Consider the following 17,109-nt stretch of genomic DNA (forward strand, 5'->3'; position numbering starts at 1 on the left):
CAGGACATATCCCTTGATCGCTCCCCTTCAGGCCGCGCTGACCGCCCGTGGCTACACCGACCTGACCCCCGTTCAAACCGCTGTCACCGATCCCGCCCTTGGTCACGCGGACCTGCTGGTCTCGGCCCAGACCGGATCGGGCAAGACCGTCGGGTTCGGGTTGGCCCTCGGGCCGACCTTGCTGGGGGACGAGCCGCTTTTTGAGATGGCGGCGGCACCGCTTGCCTTGGTGATCGCGCCGACGCGGGAACTGGCGTTGCAGGTCAAACGCGAACTGGGCTGGCTCTATGCCGAAACAGGTGCGGTCACGGCGTCCTGCGTTGGCGGCATGGACATGCGCGACGAACGGCGCGCACTGGCCCGTGGTGTCCATATCGTCGTGGCCACGCCCGGTCGGTTGCGCGATCATATCATGCGCGGCTCCATCGACCTGACGGCGATCCGCGGCGTGGTGCTGGATGAAGCGGACGAGATGCTGGACCTGGGCTTTCGCGAAGACCTGGAATTCATCCTTGGCGAATGTCCCGACACGCGGCGCACCCTGTTGTTCTCGGCCACTGTACCGGCCCAGATCGCGCGCTTGGCCCAGACCTATCAAAAAGATGCCGTGCGCGTCGCCACCACAACCGGCGAACGCCAGCACGCCGACATCACCTACCAGGCGATGATGGTCGCCAACCATGACGCCGAAAACGCCATCATCAACACTCTGCGCTATCATGAGGCACCCAATGCCATCGTGTTCTGCAACACCCGCGCCATGGTCAATCGCGTCACGACCCGGCTGTCGAACCGTGGTTTTCCCGTCGTGGCCCTGTCAGGCGAGTTGACGCAGTCCGAACGCACCAACGCGCTGCAGGCGATGCGCGATGGGCGTGCGCGGGTCTGTGTGGCGACGGATGTGGCGGCCCGTGGCATCGACCTGCCCAACCTCGATCTGGTGGTCCATGCCGAACTGCCCTCGAATTTCGAAACGCTGCTGCACCGCTCGGGCCGGACCGGACGGGCCGGTCGCAAGGGCACCAGCGCGCTGATCGTCACGCCCAAGGTGCGGTCCAAGGCCATGCGCGTGCTCAAGGGCGCGAAGCTGGAGGCCGACTGGATCGACGCCCCGTCCGCAGACGCCGTGCGCGCACAAGATGAGGCGCGGCTGCTCAGCGATCCGATGTGGACCGATCCCGTGACAGAGGCCGAGGCCGACATGGTCGCCAAGCTGGCCTCCAACTTTTCCGCCGAACAACTGGCTGCAGCACTGTTGCGCATCCACGGTCAGCGTCACTCGGCCCCTGAACATCTCTCTGATGTGACTGGCGAAAAGGCCCCCAAAACCCGCGCGCCATTCGGACCCAGCGTCTGGTTCTCGGTCACGGGCGGTCGCGATGACGGCATCGAGGTGCGCCGCCTGCTGCCGATCCTCTGCAACGCGGGCGACATCACCAAGGATGACATCGGCGCCATCCGCATCACCGACGACACTTCCTATGTGGAATTGAAAGCAGACAGCGCCGACGGTTTTGCGCAGGCCCTCGGCCCTGCGATGCAGATCGAGGGCGGCGCAACCGTGACCCGGCTCAAGGACGTGCCAGACGCCGCACGCCAACCCAAGCCTCGCTTCACCCCCAAGCCAAAGCAGCAGGGCAAGCGGGTATGGGACGAAAATCGCTCTGCTGCGCCGCGCCGCAAACCGAAACCCGATGCCGCCCCGGTCGAGTGGAACGACGACCCAACCCCGCGCCAGCGCAAACCTAAGCCCAACGCCAAACCCGCCGCACCCCGCAAACCCAAGGCCGAAACGCAGCTTGAAAAAGCAATCAAGGACGGCAGCGTCAAGGCCCCGAAAAAGCCGCGGCACAAGGCGGGTGGCAAGGGCAAGCCAACAGGCGCGCCCAAGGTTGGCAAGTACAACAGCAAGAAAAACAAGGCGCGCCGGGCGGCCGCTCAGGGCGGCACACAACCACCAAGGCGCAAATCGTAAGGCGAATCCTGATCCGCCCTAGTCGCTGTAGGGGTCCAGACTGTCGCGCAGCCCGTCGCCCAGGAAGTTGAACGCCAGCACGACGATGATGATCGGCAGCATCGGGATCGCCGTCCACGGGTAAATCTCGATGCTGGCGAGGTTCTGCGCGTCGTTCAGCATCACACCCCAGGACACAGCCGGCGCACGCAGTCCAAGGCCAAGAAAGCTCAGCGCCGTTTCTCCCAAGATCATCGCCGGGATCGATAGCGTGGCCGACGCAATCAGGTGCGACATGAAGTTCGGCAGCAGATGCCGCCGGATCACCCGACTGGGTTTCGCCCCCATCATCTCTGCCGCCCGCACATATTCCTCCTCTCTCAGCGAGAGGAATTTACTTCGGACCGCCCTGGCCAGTCCCGGCCAGTCGAGCAGGCCGAGGATGATACTAATTATGAAGAAGACGGACACCGGCCCCCAATTCGACGGCACCGCCGCCGATAAAGCAAGCCACAGCGGCAGTTCCGGCAAGGATCGCAAGATCTCAATCGCCCGGTTCACGACCCAATCGACCCAGCCGCCGAAATACCCGGCAATGGCCCCGAACCCGATGCCCAGGATAAAGGACACCGTAATCCCGATTAGACCCACGGTCAGCGACAGTTGCGCGCCGTAGGAGATGCGCGAAAACACATCCCGCCCCAGCCGGTCCGAGCCGAAGATGAACACCGTCGCGCCCTCGGGTGCGCAGAACAGGTGCCGGTCTGCCGGGATCAGGAAGAACAGCTTGTATTCCGTCCGCTTGCAGAAAAACTGCAATGGCATCGGGCGCGAGGTGTCGGTCTCGTACACCCACTGGAAATTTTCCAGATCGGCACTGCCCACCGTGGGGTAGACAAAGGGCCCAATGAACTCACCCTCATGCCAGAAATTGATGGCCTGCGGTGGGTGATACAGGTGATCGGCGCTGCGCTCGTTCGGCGTATAGGGCGAGATAAACCCGGCAAATGGGATCGCCATATAGGCCAGCAGCAGGAAGATGCCCGAGACCAAGGCCAGCTTGTGCTTGCGAAACTTGCGCCAGACCAGCAGCCAGCCGGGGGCATCCATGTCCTTGCGTTCGGGCGCGGACAGATCCACGTTTGGATCGTATGGCGCGTCGTCGATATAGCGACCGTCGGGCAGGGTGCTCATATTTCTATCCCTCCCGTGCGCCGTAGCGGATGCGTGGATCCAAAAGAACCAAGAGCAGGTCCGAGATCATCGTCCCGATCAGCGTGAGCAACGCCACGAACATGAGAACAAACGCCGCGAGGAACTGATCCTGCGACTTCAGCGCCGTCAACAGCGCGGGGCCAATGGTCTGCAAACCCAGCACAACGGAAACCAGCACCGACCCCGATACCATGGCAGGCAGCAGGTTGCCGATGTCGGCTACAAAGGGGTTAAAGGCCATGCGCAGCGGATACTTGGTCAGCAGCTTTGACGGGGCGAGGCCCTTGGCCATGCCCGTCTCGACATAGGGTTTCGATAGCTCGTCCAGCATGTTCGCACGCAGGCGCTGCATCATAGCGGCGGCTCCGGATGTGCCGATGACAAAGGTCGGTACGATCAGGTGGATCAGCACACTCTGCACCTTGGCCAGCGACATCGGCTCGCCCTCAAACTCTGGCGCCATCAGACCGCCGATGGGTAGGCCGAGATACTTGTGGCCATAGTAAAACAGGATCAGCGCCAGCAAAAAGTTCGGCGTCGCAAGGCCCAGATAGCCGACAAAAGCGGTGGTGTAATCCACCCACGTGGCCGACCGGGCTGCGGCCAGAACGCCAAGGGGTAGGGCGACCATGTAGACGAATAGAACGGCGGCCAGGTTCACCAGAACCGTTAACCACAGCGCGTCGCCCACGATGTCGGCCACGGGCGCATCAAATTCAAAGGACCAGCCGAAATCCCCCTGCAACAGCCCCGAAAACCCCTGCGGGCCGGGGGCGACGCCAACCCAGATCAGGTATTGTTCCCACAGCGGTCGGTCGAGCGCGTATTCGGTGCGCAGGAACTCGGCCTTGGCCACACCCTCGGCCTGACCGGTGGCACGCAGCTCTGCAATCTGGTTCGACAGGTAGTCGCCGGGCGGCAGGTTGATGATGATGAAGATCAGCATCGACACCACGATCAACGTCAAAATCATCGTCAGCAGCCGGTAAGCTGCATAGCGGATGAACATCATTCGCGCACCTGCGCGATCTGTTCACTGTCCGCGAAAAAGAATTCATCCACCCTGTGCACCCCGAAATGCGCGCCGGGGTCCCAGGCCCATTTGCCACGCTCGGGCACGTTGCGCAGGCGGTCCGACACGATGACGGGCTGGGGCGCTTCGCTCAGGATGCCGATGCCAAACTGGTTGTCAGCATGGATCTTGAGCATCTCGCGCCAGATACCGGCGCGCGCCTGCGGATCGTCTGTCTGCTGCCACGCCTTGCTCAGCGCCATTAAACGTTTGGCTGGCTCAAGATCCACAGGCTCACCCGCCGCACCGTGGGTTTGATAATACTGCCCCCATTTCGGCCAGGCAAAGAACACCTGGTCCGTGGGCGCAAGATAACTGGGGGGTGTGTTGGGCTGCGGCAACCCGTTGTCCCACCCAAACCAGACCGATGCCATGGTCACGCCGGAAAACACGCGATTGCGCAGGATGTCCCGATCAAGCGGACGCATGATAAGCTGAATGCCGATGTCCCTCCACGTGTCGGTGATAATGGCCAGCGCATTCTCGACCTCCTGCCGCTCGCCTGCGGTCTCGATCACGAACTCCATGGGCCGCCCATCGGGCAGCAGACGGATGCCTGCTGGCGTGCGCTTGTTCAAACCCATCTGGTCCAGCATCACATTGGCCGTATCCGGATCGTAGATCGCCCATTGGGTCAGGTTCGCGGGATCAAACAGCGGGCTTTGGGCGAGCGCGGTCATGCCACCCTCCTTGCCCAGCCCAAAGTAAAGCGCACGGTTGATCATGCGCCGGTCAATACCCAGCGACAGCGCCCGCCGGAACCGCGCATCGCGCATCACCTCGCGCCAGACCGGGTCGGCAAAGTTCAGGTTGGGATAGATTGCAATCTGGCTGGCCGCGCCATTGGACCAAAGATAGGTACGATAGGGCGCGCCATCCGCCTCGCCTTTCTTAAGGATCGAGGTGTCGCGGAAATCGAGACCGCGCGCCTGCAGATCGCTTTCACCCGCATTCGTCTTGGCCGCGACAAGGCCCGATCCCACAATGTCCATCTCGACCACGTCGATATAGGGCAGCTGCACACCCCGCGCATCGACGCGGTGAAAGAACGGGTTGCGCACAAACAGATGCCGCATCGCCGCCCCGGTCGAGGCGGGCTTCCACGGCTGCAATGTGGGCAGTTCGTGGTTGTCGAACTTGTACATATTGTCGAGCTTGTTGTGCAGCGGTGCCCAACCGCGCACCCGTTTCTTGTCGATCATCTCCTCCATCGCGTCCTTGGAATTGAAGGCAACGTGGAACTGCTTGAGGTAGTGCGACGGGCGGTAGATGAAGGGCGGGCTGGCCTGCGCCAGCGATTGCAGGAAATTCGGGTTCGGCCCCGGAAACTTGACTACGACAGTCACGTCATCGGGAAAGGTCATCGTGGCGATCTCGTCGCCCATGCGCATGACCTCGGGCGGGCCGTTCGGGCTCAGTTCCCGATTGTTGGCCACGTGATCCCACCAGTACTTAAAATCAGCCGAGGTAAAGGGCGCCCCATCTGACCACCGATGGCCGGGGCGCAGATGCAAAGTAAAGATGCGGCCCTCTTCCACCTCTACATCGCGCAGGATGTCGGGCTTCAGCTCGTAATTGTGGTCATAGCCCACCAGCCTTGCATAGCCATAGACGACCATCTGGCGCACGTCCTTGGTCCGGGTGACCATGGTGCGCAACGTGCCGCCCTGGGTGCCGAACCGTCGGCCCTTGGCCTCAAGATCGACAATCAGCGGCACGTCCGGAATGCGATCGGCGGCTGCGGGAATGATCCCTTTCTTCACCTCGGGCGCCCAAAACGCGCTCTCCTGCACAGGGGCGTCCGCCCAGACAGGTAGGGCCAGCAGACCGGCAAAGGCAGCGGCAATCACACGGTCAAACATGGCAGCGCACCTTGTGTCCGGGGTCGATCTGGATCAGGTCGGGGGCATCCACGCCCTCGAACCGGTACATGTCCGGCCAAGAGCTTGGCGATCCCGCACCACGGGCTACCTCGGCCAGATCAATGGGGCGGCGCACATCCGGTTCCGGCTGGGCCGCGATCAGGGCTTTCGTATAGGGGTGGCGCGGATTGTAGAACAAGGTCTCGGGCGGGGCCTGTTCGACCACGGCACCCTGCCGCATCACGGCCACCTCATCGGCGATACGGGCGACGACGGCCAGATCATGGCTGATGAACAGGTAACTCAATCCCATCCCGTCGCGAATACGCTCCAGCAGGCTCAGGATCTGCTCCTGCACCGACACGTCAAGCGCCGAGGTTGGCTCGTCACAGACCAGCAGCACCGGATCAAGGGTCAATGCGCGCGCAATGGACAGGCGCTGTCGCTGACCCCCGGAAAACGCATGCGGATAGCGGGCCAGCATATCCGGGTCGAGACCCACCCAGCGCAGCATTTCGGCCGCCTTGTCGCGGCGGGTGATCCGGTCACCGATGCGGTGAATTTCCATCGGCTCGACCAGCGCCTCCTGGACACGCATACGCGGTGACAGGGACGAATAGGGATCCTGAAACACCATCTGCGCCTGCCGTTGAAAGGCGACCTTCTCCGCCCGGCTCAGATCATTGATGCAGACCGGTTCCGCCCCCGGCTCGGCCCGAAACAGCACCTGTGAGCCTGCGTCCGGTACCTCGGCCCCCAGAGCAATACGGGCGCAGGTGGTCTTGCCCGACCCGCTTTCGCCCACCACAGCAAGCGTCTTGCCGCGCGGCAGCTTGAGGTTCACGTCGACACAGGCATGCACCTTCTTCTTCTCACGCCAGCCACCCGCGCGTACGAGGTACGTCTTGGACACACTGTTCAATTCCAGGATCAGATCGTCTTCGGGCAGCGGCTCGGCGGGCTTTGGGTCCTTCGGGATCATCGGCGCCGCGGCAAACAGCTTCTGGGTGTACCCATGCCCCGGCGCGCCCAGCACGGCAGGGGCGGGGCCACTCTCCATCACATGTCCCTTGTTCATCACGACCACGCTGTCGGCCATGTTTGCGACGACGCCCAGATCATGGGTCACGAGAATCATCGCCATGCCGGTGTCGCGCTGCAAATCCTTCATCAGACCCAGCACCTGTGCCTGTGTGGTCACGTCCAAAGCGGTCGTCGGTTCATCGGCGATCAGCAGGTCGGGTTTGGCCACGATGGCCATGGCGATCATGGCGCGCTGGCGCATGCCGCCCGACATCTCGAACGGATAGGCGCGAAAGGCGCGCTCGGGATCGGCAAAGCCCACACGCTCGAACGTCGCCAGCACATCGCGCTTGGCGTCTTCTGCGGACATATCGCGGTGCAGTGTCAGCACCTCGGACACCTGATTGCCGATACGGTGCAGCGGTGACAGGGACCGCATCGGCTCCTGAAAGATCATCGAGATGTGGTTGCCGCGAATGCCCCGGATCTCGCGCTGTGACAGTGTCAGAAGGTTTGCGCGCGCATCACCCGTGCCAAACATCACCTCGCCCTGCCGCAACTGCGCGGTCTTGGGCAGGATGCGCAGGACAGAGCGGCATGTCAGCGTCTTGCCCGATCCGCTCTCGCCAACCAGCGCGAGCGTCTCACCGCTTGAGACGGAAAAGTTGACCCCCGCCACGACCGGCGGCGCCGAGCCAAACCCGATCGACAGGTTCTTCACGTCCAGAAGCGGGGCCATTCAAGGTCCTTTGTTAGCGCGCACATGTTTCGTTCAGTCAAACCGATTCCACCCGTTACGTCCATACACGGGAAAGTCGCGGAAATGTGCTGTCGTTCGATCACTTTTTGCCCCATCTAGGGTAAAAGCAAAGGAAACGATCATGCAACAAAGCCGCCTTGACCTGTTTGTGGACCGCATGGTGTCCCAACGGGCCTGTCTGGATCACGCCGCAGGGGCCATTGCGGATATGGACGGTCCGGTCTTTGAGCTGGGGCTGGGCAACGGCCGTACATATCATCACATGCGCCATATCATGCCTGATCGGGACATCTATGTGTTCGAGCGCGCCATCGCCTCGCACCCCGACAGCACGCCGCCCGATGACATGGTCCTGTTGGGCGACGTCTTTGACACCCTACCGCAAGCCCTTGAGCGATTTGGGCGGGCGGCGGTGCTGATCCACGCCGATCTGGGCGGGCACAACCGGGAAAAGAACGACATCTTCGCGCGCAAGGTCTCGCCGGTGATCGAACCCTTGCTGGCCGTTGGTGGGCTGATGGTCTCATCCGACAAGATGTATTTCGATGCTCTGGTCGAACAGCCACTGCCGGAGGGCGCCGTGCCCGGGCGCTGCTTCATCTACCGGCGCGCGAACTGAGCGGGCGAACGGCCCGGACCAGATCGGCCCTTCGGGGAGGATTTTTTTGAAACAGGGAAGGGGCAGGGTTTTGCCACCTCGCGCCCAAGTGACGTTGCGGCGTTTTTTGAAATGCTTGCCCTTTTTCTGTGCACGCCTAGGCTGAACTCATGCCGGGTGGAGGACCCGCGCGCATCTGATTTCAGCGGAGGGACCATGAGCGACAAGATTGCCTATTCAAGAGAAGGCGACATCGCCATCCTCACGGTCCAGAACCCGCCGGTGAATGCGCTTAGCCAAGCCGTGCGGCAGGGACTGTCCGACGGCATGGACCGGGCCGAGGCCGATAATGGTGTGCGCGCCGTCCTGATCGTGGGCGAGGGCCGTGCGTTCTTTGCAGGCGCCGACATCACCGAGTTCGGCAAACCGCCGCTCGAGCCGCATTTGCCCGATCTCATCAACCGCATCGAAGCGTCACCTTTGATTGTCGTGGCCTCCATGCACGGCGTCAGCCTCGGTGGCGGGCTTGAGGTGGCGCTGGGCTGTCACTACCGCATCGCTGTCCCGTCTGCGAAAGTCGGCCTGCCCGAAGTTCATCTTGGCCTGCTGCCTGGCGCTGGCGGCACGCAACGCTTGCCGCGCCTGACCGGGGTCGAAGCGGGGCTGGATGTGATGACCACAGGGCGCCACATCGGCGCGGCCAAGGCGCATGAACTGGGCATCATCGACGTGATCGAAGATGGCGACCCAAAGGAAAACGGCATCGCCTATGCCCAGCGTCTGCTGGATGAAGGGGCCCCGCGCCGTCCGGTGTCCGAGATGCCCCCGCCCGCGCCCATAGACTGGGATGCAGCGTTCGAGGCGATCCTTGCCAAGGGCCGCGGCCAGATTGCCCCTGCGTGGTGCGTGCGGGCCGTTCAGGCGTCGGTCGAGAAACCCTTTGACGAGGGGCTGAAAGCCGAGCGCCAGATTTTCTATGACCTCATGCAGACCGACCAGCGGCAGGGCATGATCCACGCCTTCTTCTCCGAACGCGCCGTCGGCAACCTGCCGGAGCTGAAGGGCGTCAAACCCCGCGGCCTCCAGCACATCGGCGTCATCGGCGGCGGCACCATGGGGGCAGGCATAGCCACCGCGGCGCTGCTCGCGGGCCTCGAAGTCACCTTGCTGGAGATGAGTGCCGAGGCCGGCCAAGCCGCCCGCGACCGGATCGAACGCAACCTGTCGGGCGCCGTCAAACGCGGCAAGATCACCCCGAACCAGCACGACCAGATCCTGACCCATACGCTGGTGGTGGTCACGAATTACGACAAACTCAGCGACGTCGATCTGGTGATTGAGGCGGTCTTCGAAGACATGGACGTCAAGAAAAAGGTCTTCGCCGAACTGGACCGCGTGTGCAAACCCGGCGCGATCCTGGCCTCCAACACTTCCTATCTCGACATCGACAAGATCGCCGCGACCACCTCGCGCCCCTCGGATGTGCTGGGCCTGCACTTCTTTTCCCCCGCCCACGTGATGAAGCTGCTGGAAATCGTCGTCGGCGACAAAACCGCGCCCGAGGTCACAGCCACCGGCTTTGCGCTGGGCAAGATGCTTGGCAAGATCAGCGTCCGCGCGGGCGTCTGCGACGGCTTCATCGGCAACCGCATCCTCGCCACGTACCGCACTGCGGCCGACCAGATGATCCTCGACGGTGCATCGCCCTATGACATCGACGCAGCGCTCGAAGACTTCGGCTTCGCCATGGGCCCCTTCGCCGTGGCCGACCTCGCGGGCCTCGACATCGGCTGGGCCGTGCGCAAACGCAAACGGGCCGAGGGTAATGCCCCCAAACGCGATGCCACCTACGCGGACAAGCTCTGCGAAGACGGCCATTTCGGTCAGAAAACGGGCAAGGGCTACTACGACTACGCGGGCGGCCTCAAAACCCGCGTCCCCAACCCCGACGTGCTGCCCATGATCGACGCCGACCGCGCGCGGCTGGGCATCACACCCCGCAGCTTCACGCATGAGGAAATCGTGCGCCGCTACATGGCGGCCATGGTGAACGAGAGCGCCAAGGTCGTGGGTGAAGGCATCGCCCGCCGCCCCCTCGACGTCGATATGACCCTGCTTTTCGGCTACGGCTTCCCGCGCTACCGGGGCGGCCCGCTCAAATGGGCGGACATCGTAGGGCTCGAAGACCTGCTAAAAGACATCAAATCCTACGCCGCCGAAGACCCCGAGTTCTGGGAACCCGCGCCCTTGCTCGAACAACTGGTGGCAGACAACAAAACCTTCGATGACCTGAACAAAAAGGGCTGAGATATGGACCTGAGCTATTCCCCCGACGAACAAGCGTTTCAAGCCGAAGTGCGCCAATTCCTGGCCGACGAACTCCCCGCGGAGATCGCGGAAAAGGTCCGGCTGGATACGGACCTGACCAAAGATGACATGGACCGCTGGCACACCATCCTGAACAACCGCGGCTGGCTCGCCCAGAATTGGCCCAAAGCCTTCGACGGCGCCGAATGGTCTGCTGTCCAGCGCCACATCTACGACACCGAAGCCGCCGACGCCAACGCCCCCCGCATCGTCCCCTTTGGCCTGTCGATGCTCGGCCCCGTCCTGCAAAAATTCGGCTCGAAAGAGCAACAGGACCACTGGCTGCCCCGTATCCTCGACGGGCGCGACTGGTGGTGCCAGGGCTATTCCGAACCCGGCGCAGGCTCTGATCTGGCCTCGCTGAAAACCAAGGCGGTCCGCGACGGTGACCATTACATCGTCAACGGGCAAAAGACGTGGACGACCCTTGGCCAGTTCGCCAATATGATCTTCTGCCTCGTGCGTACGGATCCGGATGCAAAGCAGCAGGAGGGGATCAGTTTTCTCCTGATCGACATGGACACCCCCGGCGTTGAAGTACGCCCCATCATCCTGCTCGACGGCACGCACGAGGTGAACGAGGTCTGGTTTACGGACGTCAAAGTCCCCGTCGAAAACCTCGTGGGCGAAGAAAACAAGGGCTGGACCTACGCCAAGTACCTGCTCACCCACGAACGCACCGGGCTGGGTGGTGTCGGCTTCTCGCAAGCCGCCCTCAAAACCGTCAAACGCATCGCAAAGGCCGCCAATCACAACGGCAAACCGCTGATCGAAAGCCCGCATTTCGCCGCGCGCGTGGCGCAGGTGGAGATTGACCTGCGCGCCATGGCGACCACCAACCTGCGTATCATCTCGCAAGCCGCAGCGGGCGAAGCACCGGGGTTGGAAGCCTCCATGCTCAAGGTCAAAGGATCGATTATCCGGCAGGAAATCAATGACCTCGCGCGCCGTGCTGTTGGCCCCTACGCTATGCCCTTCGCCTCCGAAGCGGTCGAAGGGGCGAACGACCGCATCCCCGATCCGCTCGACGCAGGCCCCGTCGCGGGCCAGTATTTCAACAACCGCAAGCTCTCGATCTTCGGGGGCTCCAACGAAATCCAGCGCGGCATCATCGCCAAAGTAACCATGAGCGGAGGCGCCTAATGGACTTCAACCTCACCGAAGAACGGCAGATGCTGCAGGATACGCTGCGGCGTTACCTGCGCGAGCAGTACGGCACCGAACGGCGCAACAAGATCCTGGAATCGGAAACAGGTTTCTCGCCCGAAATTTGGACCGAACTCGCAGAACTCGGCGTCCTCGGCGCGCTGTTCACCGAAGACCAAGGCGGCTTCGGCGGCGCAGGCTTCGACATCACCGTGGTGTTCGAGGAACTGGGCCGCGCGGGCGTGGTCGAACCCGTGCTCGACAGTGCGCTCCTCGGCGGTCGCCTCCTCGCGGCGGCTGGAAAGTCGGACCTGGTTGAACAGGTCATCGGCGGTGCCCTGCACCTCGCCGTCGCCCACGGTGAGCCAGACAGCCGCTATGACCTCGACCACGTGAACACGACTGCCTCCGACAACACGCTCACAGGCCGCAAGGCCGTCGTTATGAATGCCGAAGCCGCCGACCACCTAATCGTCTCGGCCAAAGACGGCGACACCATCACGCTCTACCTCGTGGACAAGGGCGCGACGGGTCTCGACATCCAAGGCTACCCGCTCCTCGCCGGAGGCCGCGCCGCCGAAGTCACGCTCGACAACACACCCGGCGACCCGCTGGGCCTGACGCTCGCAGACTTTGAGGCCGCAAACCGTCTCGCCCTCATCGCCCAATGCGCCGAGGCGCTCGGCGCCATGGAAACGGCCACCGCGTTGACCAAGGACTACCTGATGACGCGCAAGCAATTCGGGCGGCCCATCGGCACCTTCCAGGCACTCGCACACCGCATGTCCGACCTGCTGATCGAGCTGGAACAGGCGCGTTCCGCCGTCATCAACGCCGCTGGCTACGCGACGGACCAGGATGCCGACCTGCACCTCTCCGCCTCCAAAAACCTGATCGGTCGCATCGGTCGTCTCGTGGCTGAGGAAGCGATCCAGATGCACGGCGGCATCGCCATGACGCGGGAATACGAACTTGCGCATATCGCCAAGCGCATCGTCATGGCCGACCACCGCTTTGGCGACACGGACTATCACCTGGAGCGGTTCATTGCCCTCTCTGCCGCCTGACGGGCCGGGGATCATCCGCGATGAAACCGGGGCACAAACACTGCTCGGCTACGTCGTGGATATCCGCGAGGCAGACGGCGTGTCGCGCTGCTGGCTCGACATCCGCGCGCAACACGGCAACCGCCACGGCGGTCTGCATGGCGGCATCATGTCTGCGATGCTCGACAACGCGATGGGCTTTGCGGCCGCGCGCACCGGCGAGAATGATGGCAGCACCAAGGTTACAACGCTCACCATGACCACCAACTACCTCGCCCCCGCAAGCACCGGCGTGGTGGTCGCCACAGGCGAGGTTGCGGGTGGAGGCCGTAGCACCATCTTCACCGAAGGGCGGCTGGAAGACGAAAACGGCACCGTCTTCGCCACCGCGACAGGCGTCTACAAACGGGTCAGAGGTGCCTAGCGTCTACGACCTTCTCGCCCATCAAGTGGCGACACGGCCCGACGCACTGGCCTTGGAAGATGTGACCGGCGCGCGCCTTACTTATGCAGACCTAAGCACTGCCGCTGATGAAATTGCGGAAGTCTTGAAAGCCAAAGGCATTACCCAAGGCGACCGCGTCATGATCGTCTCCGAAAACTGCGCCGCCAAGGTCGCGGCCCTCTTCGCCACATGGCTCATCAGGGCCATCGCAGTACCCGTGAATGCGCGCCAAACTGCGGCTGAAATCGCCCGCGTCGATGCCCATGCCGAGCCCAAAGCAGTGTTCTTCACCACACAGGTCTCGCCCGATGCGGCAAAGTACAGCATCACCGCACAGAAAAAAATCGCAGATTTAGACGCCAGCACCATATCCGGCGGATGGGGCGAGCTTACCCTACACTGTCCCCGCGGGGACAGTTTTGCCGGGGACAGCGACGTCGCCGTCCTTCTCTACACCACCGGCACCACGGGCGATCCCAAGGGCGTCATGCTCACCCACGACAACGTTCGCTTCGGCGGCAAGACCAGCGCCGAACTCCGCGGCATGACGCATGACGACCTCATCTACGGCGTCCTCCCCACCACCCACGTCTTCGGCCTCTGCTCTGTCGTCGTCGCCGCCATCCACGCAGGCGCCCCCGTCCGCCTGATCCCCCGCTTCGTGGTTGCAGACGTCTTCGATGCCCTGCGCGACGGCATCACCCTGTTCTCTGCCGTCCCTCAAATGCACGCGCTCCTCATGGCCCACGCCAAGGCACTCGGCCAATCGTCGCTCGGCTCCAAAACCCTCCGCTACGTCTCATCCGGCGCCGCCCCGCTCGACCCCACCTGGAAGCGTGAGACCGAGGCCTTCTATGGCGTCGCGATCCAGAACGGCTATGGCATGACCGAGAGCACAGCCGGAACCGCGGCCACCCGCAATGTTATTGGCGATCCCGACACATCCGTGGGTCCGGCACTGCCGGGTATCGAGATCGACATTGATGACGAAGTGCCCGGCGGCGAGGTGCTGACGCGCGGGCCGCATGTGATGAAGGGGTACTTTCGCAATCCCGCCGAGACGGCAAAGGTTCTGGGCCAAGATGGATGGTTGCGCACGGGTGATCTTGGAGAGATTGATGCCGAAGGCAAGCTGCACATTCTCGGGCGGGCCAAGGAGCTCATCATCCACGGCGGGTTCAATGTGTTCCCGCCTGAAGTCGAAGCTGCGTTGAACGACCATCCGGATGTGATCCAGGCGGCGGTTGTTGGTCGGTCAAATGGCGGGGATGAAGAAGTGCTGGCCTTCGTGCAGGTGCCTCAGGATGGCGGGCCGTCCGAGGAAGATTTGCGCGCGTTCGTCAGGGATCGTCTGGCGGGGTACAAGCGACCGGCGCGCTACGTGCTTTCCACCTCATTGCCTGCGGCGCCCACTGGCAAGATCCTCAAGCACAAGCTGATCGAAACCTTCGCGAATCAATTGGACTAGGGCGCCGGAAAACGACACGTTTTCCGGTCCGCTTTCCGTGTCGGAAAGCGGTTACGTCCAGACCCCTTCGGCTGCCGCCCGGATGTTGCGGATGTTCTCGCCGTACGGATCGGGATGGTCAACCGAGCCACCCTTGAACACCGCCGAGCCTGCCACCAAGACGTCCGCACCAGCCTTGGCCACTAGGGGCGCTGTGTTCGGATCTACACCGCCGTCGATTTCGATATGGATCGGGCGGTCTCCGATCATATCGCGCAGGGCCGCGATCTTTGATGTCACGTCGATAAACTTCTGACCGCCGAAGCCGGGGTTGACGGTCATCACGCAAATGAGGTCAACCATGTCCATCAACTCTTCGACGGCAGCGGCTGGCGTGCCGGGGTTCAGCGCGACGCCCGCCTTCATGCCCGCGCCGCGGATGGCTTGCAGGGTGCGGTGGATGTGTGGGCCAGCCTCGACATGGGCTGTCAGCACGTCCGCACCGGCATCGGCAAAGGCTTGAATGTACGGATCGACGGGAGTGATCATCAGGTGGACGTCCATGACGCCCTTGATATGCGGGCGGATCGCCGCGCAGGTGGCGGGGCCGAAGGTGATGTTGGGCACGAAATGGCCGTCCATGACATCCACGTGGATCCAGTCGGCACCTTGCGCTTCGACGGCGGCGCATTCGGCGCCGAAATTGGCGAAGTCGGCGGCGAGGATGGAGGGGGCGATCTTGATCGAGCGGTCGAAGGTCATGGTAGCCTCATTGTGCGGTTGGACGCGATATATCGGGCCGGCGGCTGTGTGGAAAGGGGCCCTTCGGGGAGGATTTTTTAAAACAGGGAATTCGGACGTGGTGCCAGCTTTCTGAGGAACAGAGGAAGAAAGAGTGCCGCATTCTGAGGGGCGTACATCATAATTAGTTTGACAAGTGAATTAAACATCAGCCATGGTGGCGGTCTAGGGAGGACATCGATGTATCTCGGACTTGATCTGGGCACGTCGGGTGTGAAAGCGATGCTTGTCGATGCGGACGGGCGCGCTGTTGGCAGTGCCGACGCCACCTATGACGTGTCGAACCCGGCTGCGGGCTGGAGTGAGCAGGACCCTGACGATTGGGTCGTGGGCATCACGGCTGCGCTGTCTGAACTGCGCGCTACGCATCCGCATGCGTATGGCGCTGTGCGAGCGTTGTCCTTTTCCGGGCACATGCACGGCGCGGTCATGGTGGGTGCGGCAGGCACGGTTTTGCGCCCGTGCATTCTGTGGAACGACACGCGCAGCCACGCGGAGGCGGCTCAGATGGATGCCGACCCCGTCGCGCGCGCCATCAGTGGCAACATCGTATTCCCGGGCTTCACTGCGCCCAAGCTGGCTTGGGTCGCCAAGAGCGAGCCGGACGTCTTTGGCCGAGTGGCGCGGGTCATGCTGCCAAAGGACTACCTACTATGGTGGCTGACGGGCCGCTATGCGACCGAGATGTCGGATGCGGCGGGCACAGCTTGGCTGGATGTCGGCGCGCGGGCATGGTCGGACGATTTGTTGGTACTGGGTGGCATGTCACGTGACCAGATGCCTGACCTGCTGGAAGGCACGGACGTGGTGGGCGAGGTGCAGACTGCCCGCGCTGATCTGGGCCTGCCTGCGGGCTGCAAGGTGGTTGCGGGTGGCGCGGACAATGCCGTTGCCGCCTGTGGTGTGGGCGCCTTGGGTGAGGGCGACGGTTTTGTTTCGCTTGGCACGTCGGGTGTCGTGCTGGCGGGCCGGGGCAGTTACGCGCCCGACGCCGACAGCGCGGTGCACACGTTTTGCCATGCCGTACCCGGACGCTGGTATCAAATGGGGGTCGTGCTGGCTGCAACGGACAGCCTGAATTGGCTGAGCCGGGTGACCGGGCAAAGCGCTGCTGCGCTCTCGGGCGCTTTGGGCGACAACCCGACAGCACCCGGCCCGGTAAAATTCTACCCCTACCTGTCCGGCGAACGCACACCGCATAACGATGCGCAGGTACGGGGCGGGCTCACTGGGCTCGACATCGCATCGGGCCCTACGGACCTCACCCATGCCGTGATGACCGGCGTCAGTTTCGCCCTACGCGACAGTTTCGAAGCGCTGAAAGCCACCGGTGCGCAACTCCCCTCGGCCCTCGCCATCGGCGGGGGGGGCCG

Annotated in this window: 13 protein-coding genes; 8 read left to right on the forward strand and 5 right to left on the reverse strand. The window is 63.0% G+C overall.

Translation table 11 applies throughout. The annotated features are described in order from the left end of the window. The first annotated feature begins 13 nt into the window (after positions 1–13). On the forward strand, positions 14–1,975 hold the full coding sequence (locus tag RA29_RS17005) for a DEAD/DEAH box helicase (RefSeq protein ID WP_039688180.1): 1,962 nt from the start codon (positions 14–16) through the stop codon (positions 1,973–1,975). Positions 1,976–1,993: 18 nt separating this feature from the next. Here RA29_RS17005 and RA29_RS17010 read toward each other — a convergent pair whose 3' ends face one another. Genes RA29_RS17010 through RA29_RS17025 form a run of 4 tightly spaced genes read right to left on the reverse strand, consistent with a single transcriptional unit; the run spans position 1,994 to position 7,865 of the window. Beyond that, on the reverse strand, positions 1,994–3,148 hold the full coding sequence (locus RA29_RS17010) for an ABC transporter permease (RefSeq protein WP_039688182.1): 1,155 nt from the start codon (positions 3,146–3,148) through the stop codon (positions 1,994–1,996). Between the two features lie 4 nt (positions 3,149–3,152). Continuing rightward, the gene (locus RA29_RS17015; protein ID WP_039688184.1) at positions 3,153–4,181 is read right to left on the reverse strand and encodes an ABC transporter permease; all 1,029 of its coding nucleotides are present in this window, start codon (positions 4,179–4,181) and stop codon (positions 3,153–3,155) included. Further along, complete coding sequence (locus RA29_RS17020) at positions 4,178–6,103, reverse strand: ABC transporter substrate-binding protein (protein ID WP_039688186.1); 1,926 nt, start codon at positions 6,101–6,103, stop codon at positions 4,178–4,180. The genes RA29_RS17015 and RA29_RS17020 overlap by 4 nt, the downstream gene beginning before the upstream one ends. Beyond that, the gene (locus tag RA29_RS17025; protein ID WP_039688188.1) at positions 6,096–7,865 is read right to left on the reverse strand and encodes an ABC transporter ATP-binding protein; all 1,770 of its coding nucleotides are present in this window, start codon (positions 7,863–7,865) and stop codon (positions 6,096–6,098) included. The genes RA29_RS17020 and RA29_RS17025 overlap by 8 nt, the downstream gene beginning before the upstream one ends. 142 nt (positions 7,866–8,007) lie before the next feature. On the opposite strand from RA29_RS17025, the gene RA29_RS17030 reads away from it, so the two are divergent. The 6 genes from RA29_RS17030 (at position 8,008) to RA29_RS17055 (ending at position 14,956) form a co-directional block, all read left to right on the forward strand. Then, positions 8,008–8,505 (forward strand): class I SAM-dependent methyltransferase, encoded by a 498-nt coding sequence (locus tag RA29_RS17030; protein WP_039688190.1) that lies wholly within the window; start codon positions 8,008–8,010, stop codon positions 8,503–8,505. Between the two features lie 195 nt (positions 8,506–8,700). Then, a complete protein-coding gene (locus RA29_RS17035; protein WP_039688192.1) occupies positions 8,701–10,791 on the forward strand; it encodes a 3-hydroxyacyl-CoA dehydrogenase NAD-binding domain-containing protein in 2,091 nt (696 codons plus the stop codon). A gap of 3 nt (positions 10,792–10,794) precedes the next feature. Further along, positions 10,795–11,994: an acyl-CoA dehydrogenase family protein gene (locus RA29_RS17040; protein WP_039688194.1), complete on the forward strand. Its 1,200-nt coding sequence runs from the start codon at positions 10,795–10,797 to the stop codon at positions 11,992–11,994. Continuing rightward, positions 11,994–13,064 carry an acyl-CoA dehydrogenase gene (locus RA29_RS17045; RefSeq protein WP_039688196.1) on the forward strand — a complete coding sequence of 357 codons (1,071 nt, stop codon included), beginning with the start codon at positions 11,994–11,996 and terminating at the stop codon, positions 13,062–13,064. Before RA29_RS17040 ends, RA29_RS17045 begins: the two co-directional genes overlap by 1 nt. Beyond that, positions 13,045–13,467, forward strand: coding sequence for a PaaI family thioesterase (locus RA29_RS17050; RefSeq protein ID WP_052249737.1), 423 nt, complete (start codon positions 13,045–13,047; stop codon positions 13,465–13,467). Before RA29_RS17045 ends, RA29_RS17050 begins: the two co-directional genes overlap by 20 nt. Then, positions 13,460–14,956: a class I adenylate-forming enzyme family protein gene (locus RA29_RS17055; RefSeq protein ID WP_039688198.1), complete on the forward strand. Its 1,497-nt coding sequence runs from the start codon at positions 13,460–13,462 to the stop codon at positions 14,954–14,956. The genes RA29_RS17050 and RA29_RS17055 overlap by 8 nt, the downstream gene beginning before the upstream one ends. Before the next feature lie 51 nt (positions 14,957–15,007). Here RA29_RS17055 and rpe read toward each other — a convergent pair whose 3' ends face one another. Further along, entirely contained in the window at positions 15,008–15,697 is a 690-nt protein-coding gene (gene rpe, locus RA29_RS17060; protein ID WP_039688200.1) for a ribulose-phosphate 3-epimerase, read from the reverse strand. 219 nt (positions 15,698–15,916) lie between these two features. On the opposite strand from rpe, the gene xylB reads away from it, so the two are divergent. Further along, positions 15,917–17,109, forward strand: a 1,193-nt coding sequence (gene xylB / locus RA29_RS17065; protein WP_039688202.1) for a xylulokinase, incomplete at its 3' end; no start/stop codon positions are given.

Source organism: Tateyamaria sp. ANG-S1 (genome assembly GCF_000814025.1).
Taxonomy (GTDB): Bacteria; Pseudomonadota; Alphaproteobacteria; order Rhodobacterales; family Rhodobacteraceae; genus Tateyamaria.

Bases quoted from the DNA above. Each gene is read 5' to 3' on its own strand.
- RA29_RS17010 (WP_039688182.1), bottom strand. From the start codon at position 3,148: ATGAGCACCCTGCCCGACGGTCGCTATATCGACGACGCGCCATACGAT.
- RA29_RS17015 (WP_039688184.1), bottom strand. From the start codon at position 4,181: ATGATGTTCATCCGCTATGCAGCTTACCGGCTGCTGACGATGATTTTG.
- RA29_RS17020 (WP_039688186.1), bottom strand. From the start codon at position 6,103: ATGTTTGACCGTGTGATTGCCGCTGCCTTTGCCGGTCTGCTGGCCCTA.
- RA29_RS17025 (WP_039688188.1), bottom strand. From the start codon at position 7,865: ATGGCCCCGCTTCTGGACGTGAAGAACCTGTCGATCGGGTTTGGCTCG.
- RA29_RS17030 (WP_039688190.1), top strand. From the start codon at position 8,008: ATGCAACAAAGCCGCCTTGACCTGTTTGTGGACCGCATGGTGTCCCAA.
- RA29_RS17035 (WP_039688192.1), top strand. From the start codon at position 8,701: ATGAGCGACAAGATTGCCTATTCAAGAGAAGGCGACATCGCCATCCTC.
- RA29_RS17040 (WP_039688194.1), top strand. From the start codon at position 10,795: ATGGACCTGAGCTATTCCCCCGACGAACAAGCGTTTCAAGCCGAAGTG.
- RA29_RS17045 (WP_039688196.1), top strand. From the start codon at position 11,994: ATGGACTTCAACCTCACCGAAGAACGGCAGATGCTGCAGGATACGCTG.
- rpe (WP_039688200.1), bottom strand. From the start codon at position 15,697: ATGACCTTCGACCGCTCGATCAAGATCGCCCCCTCCATCCTCGCCGCC.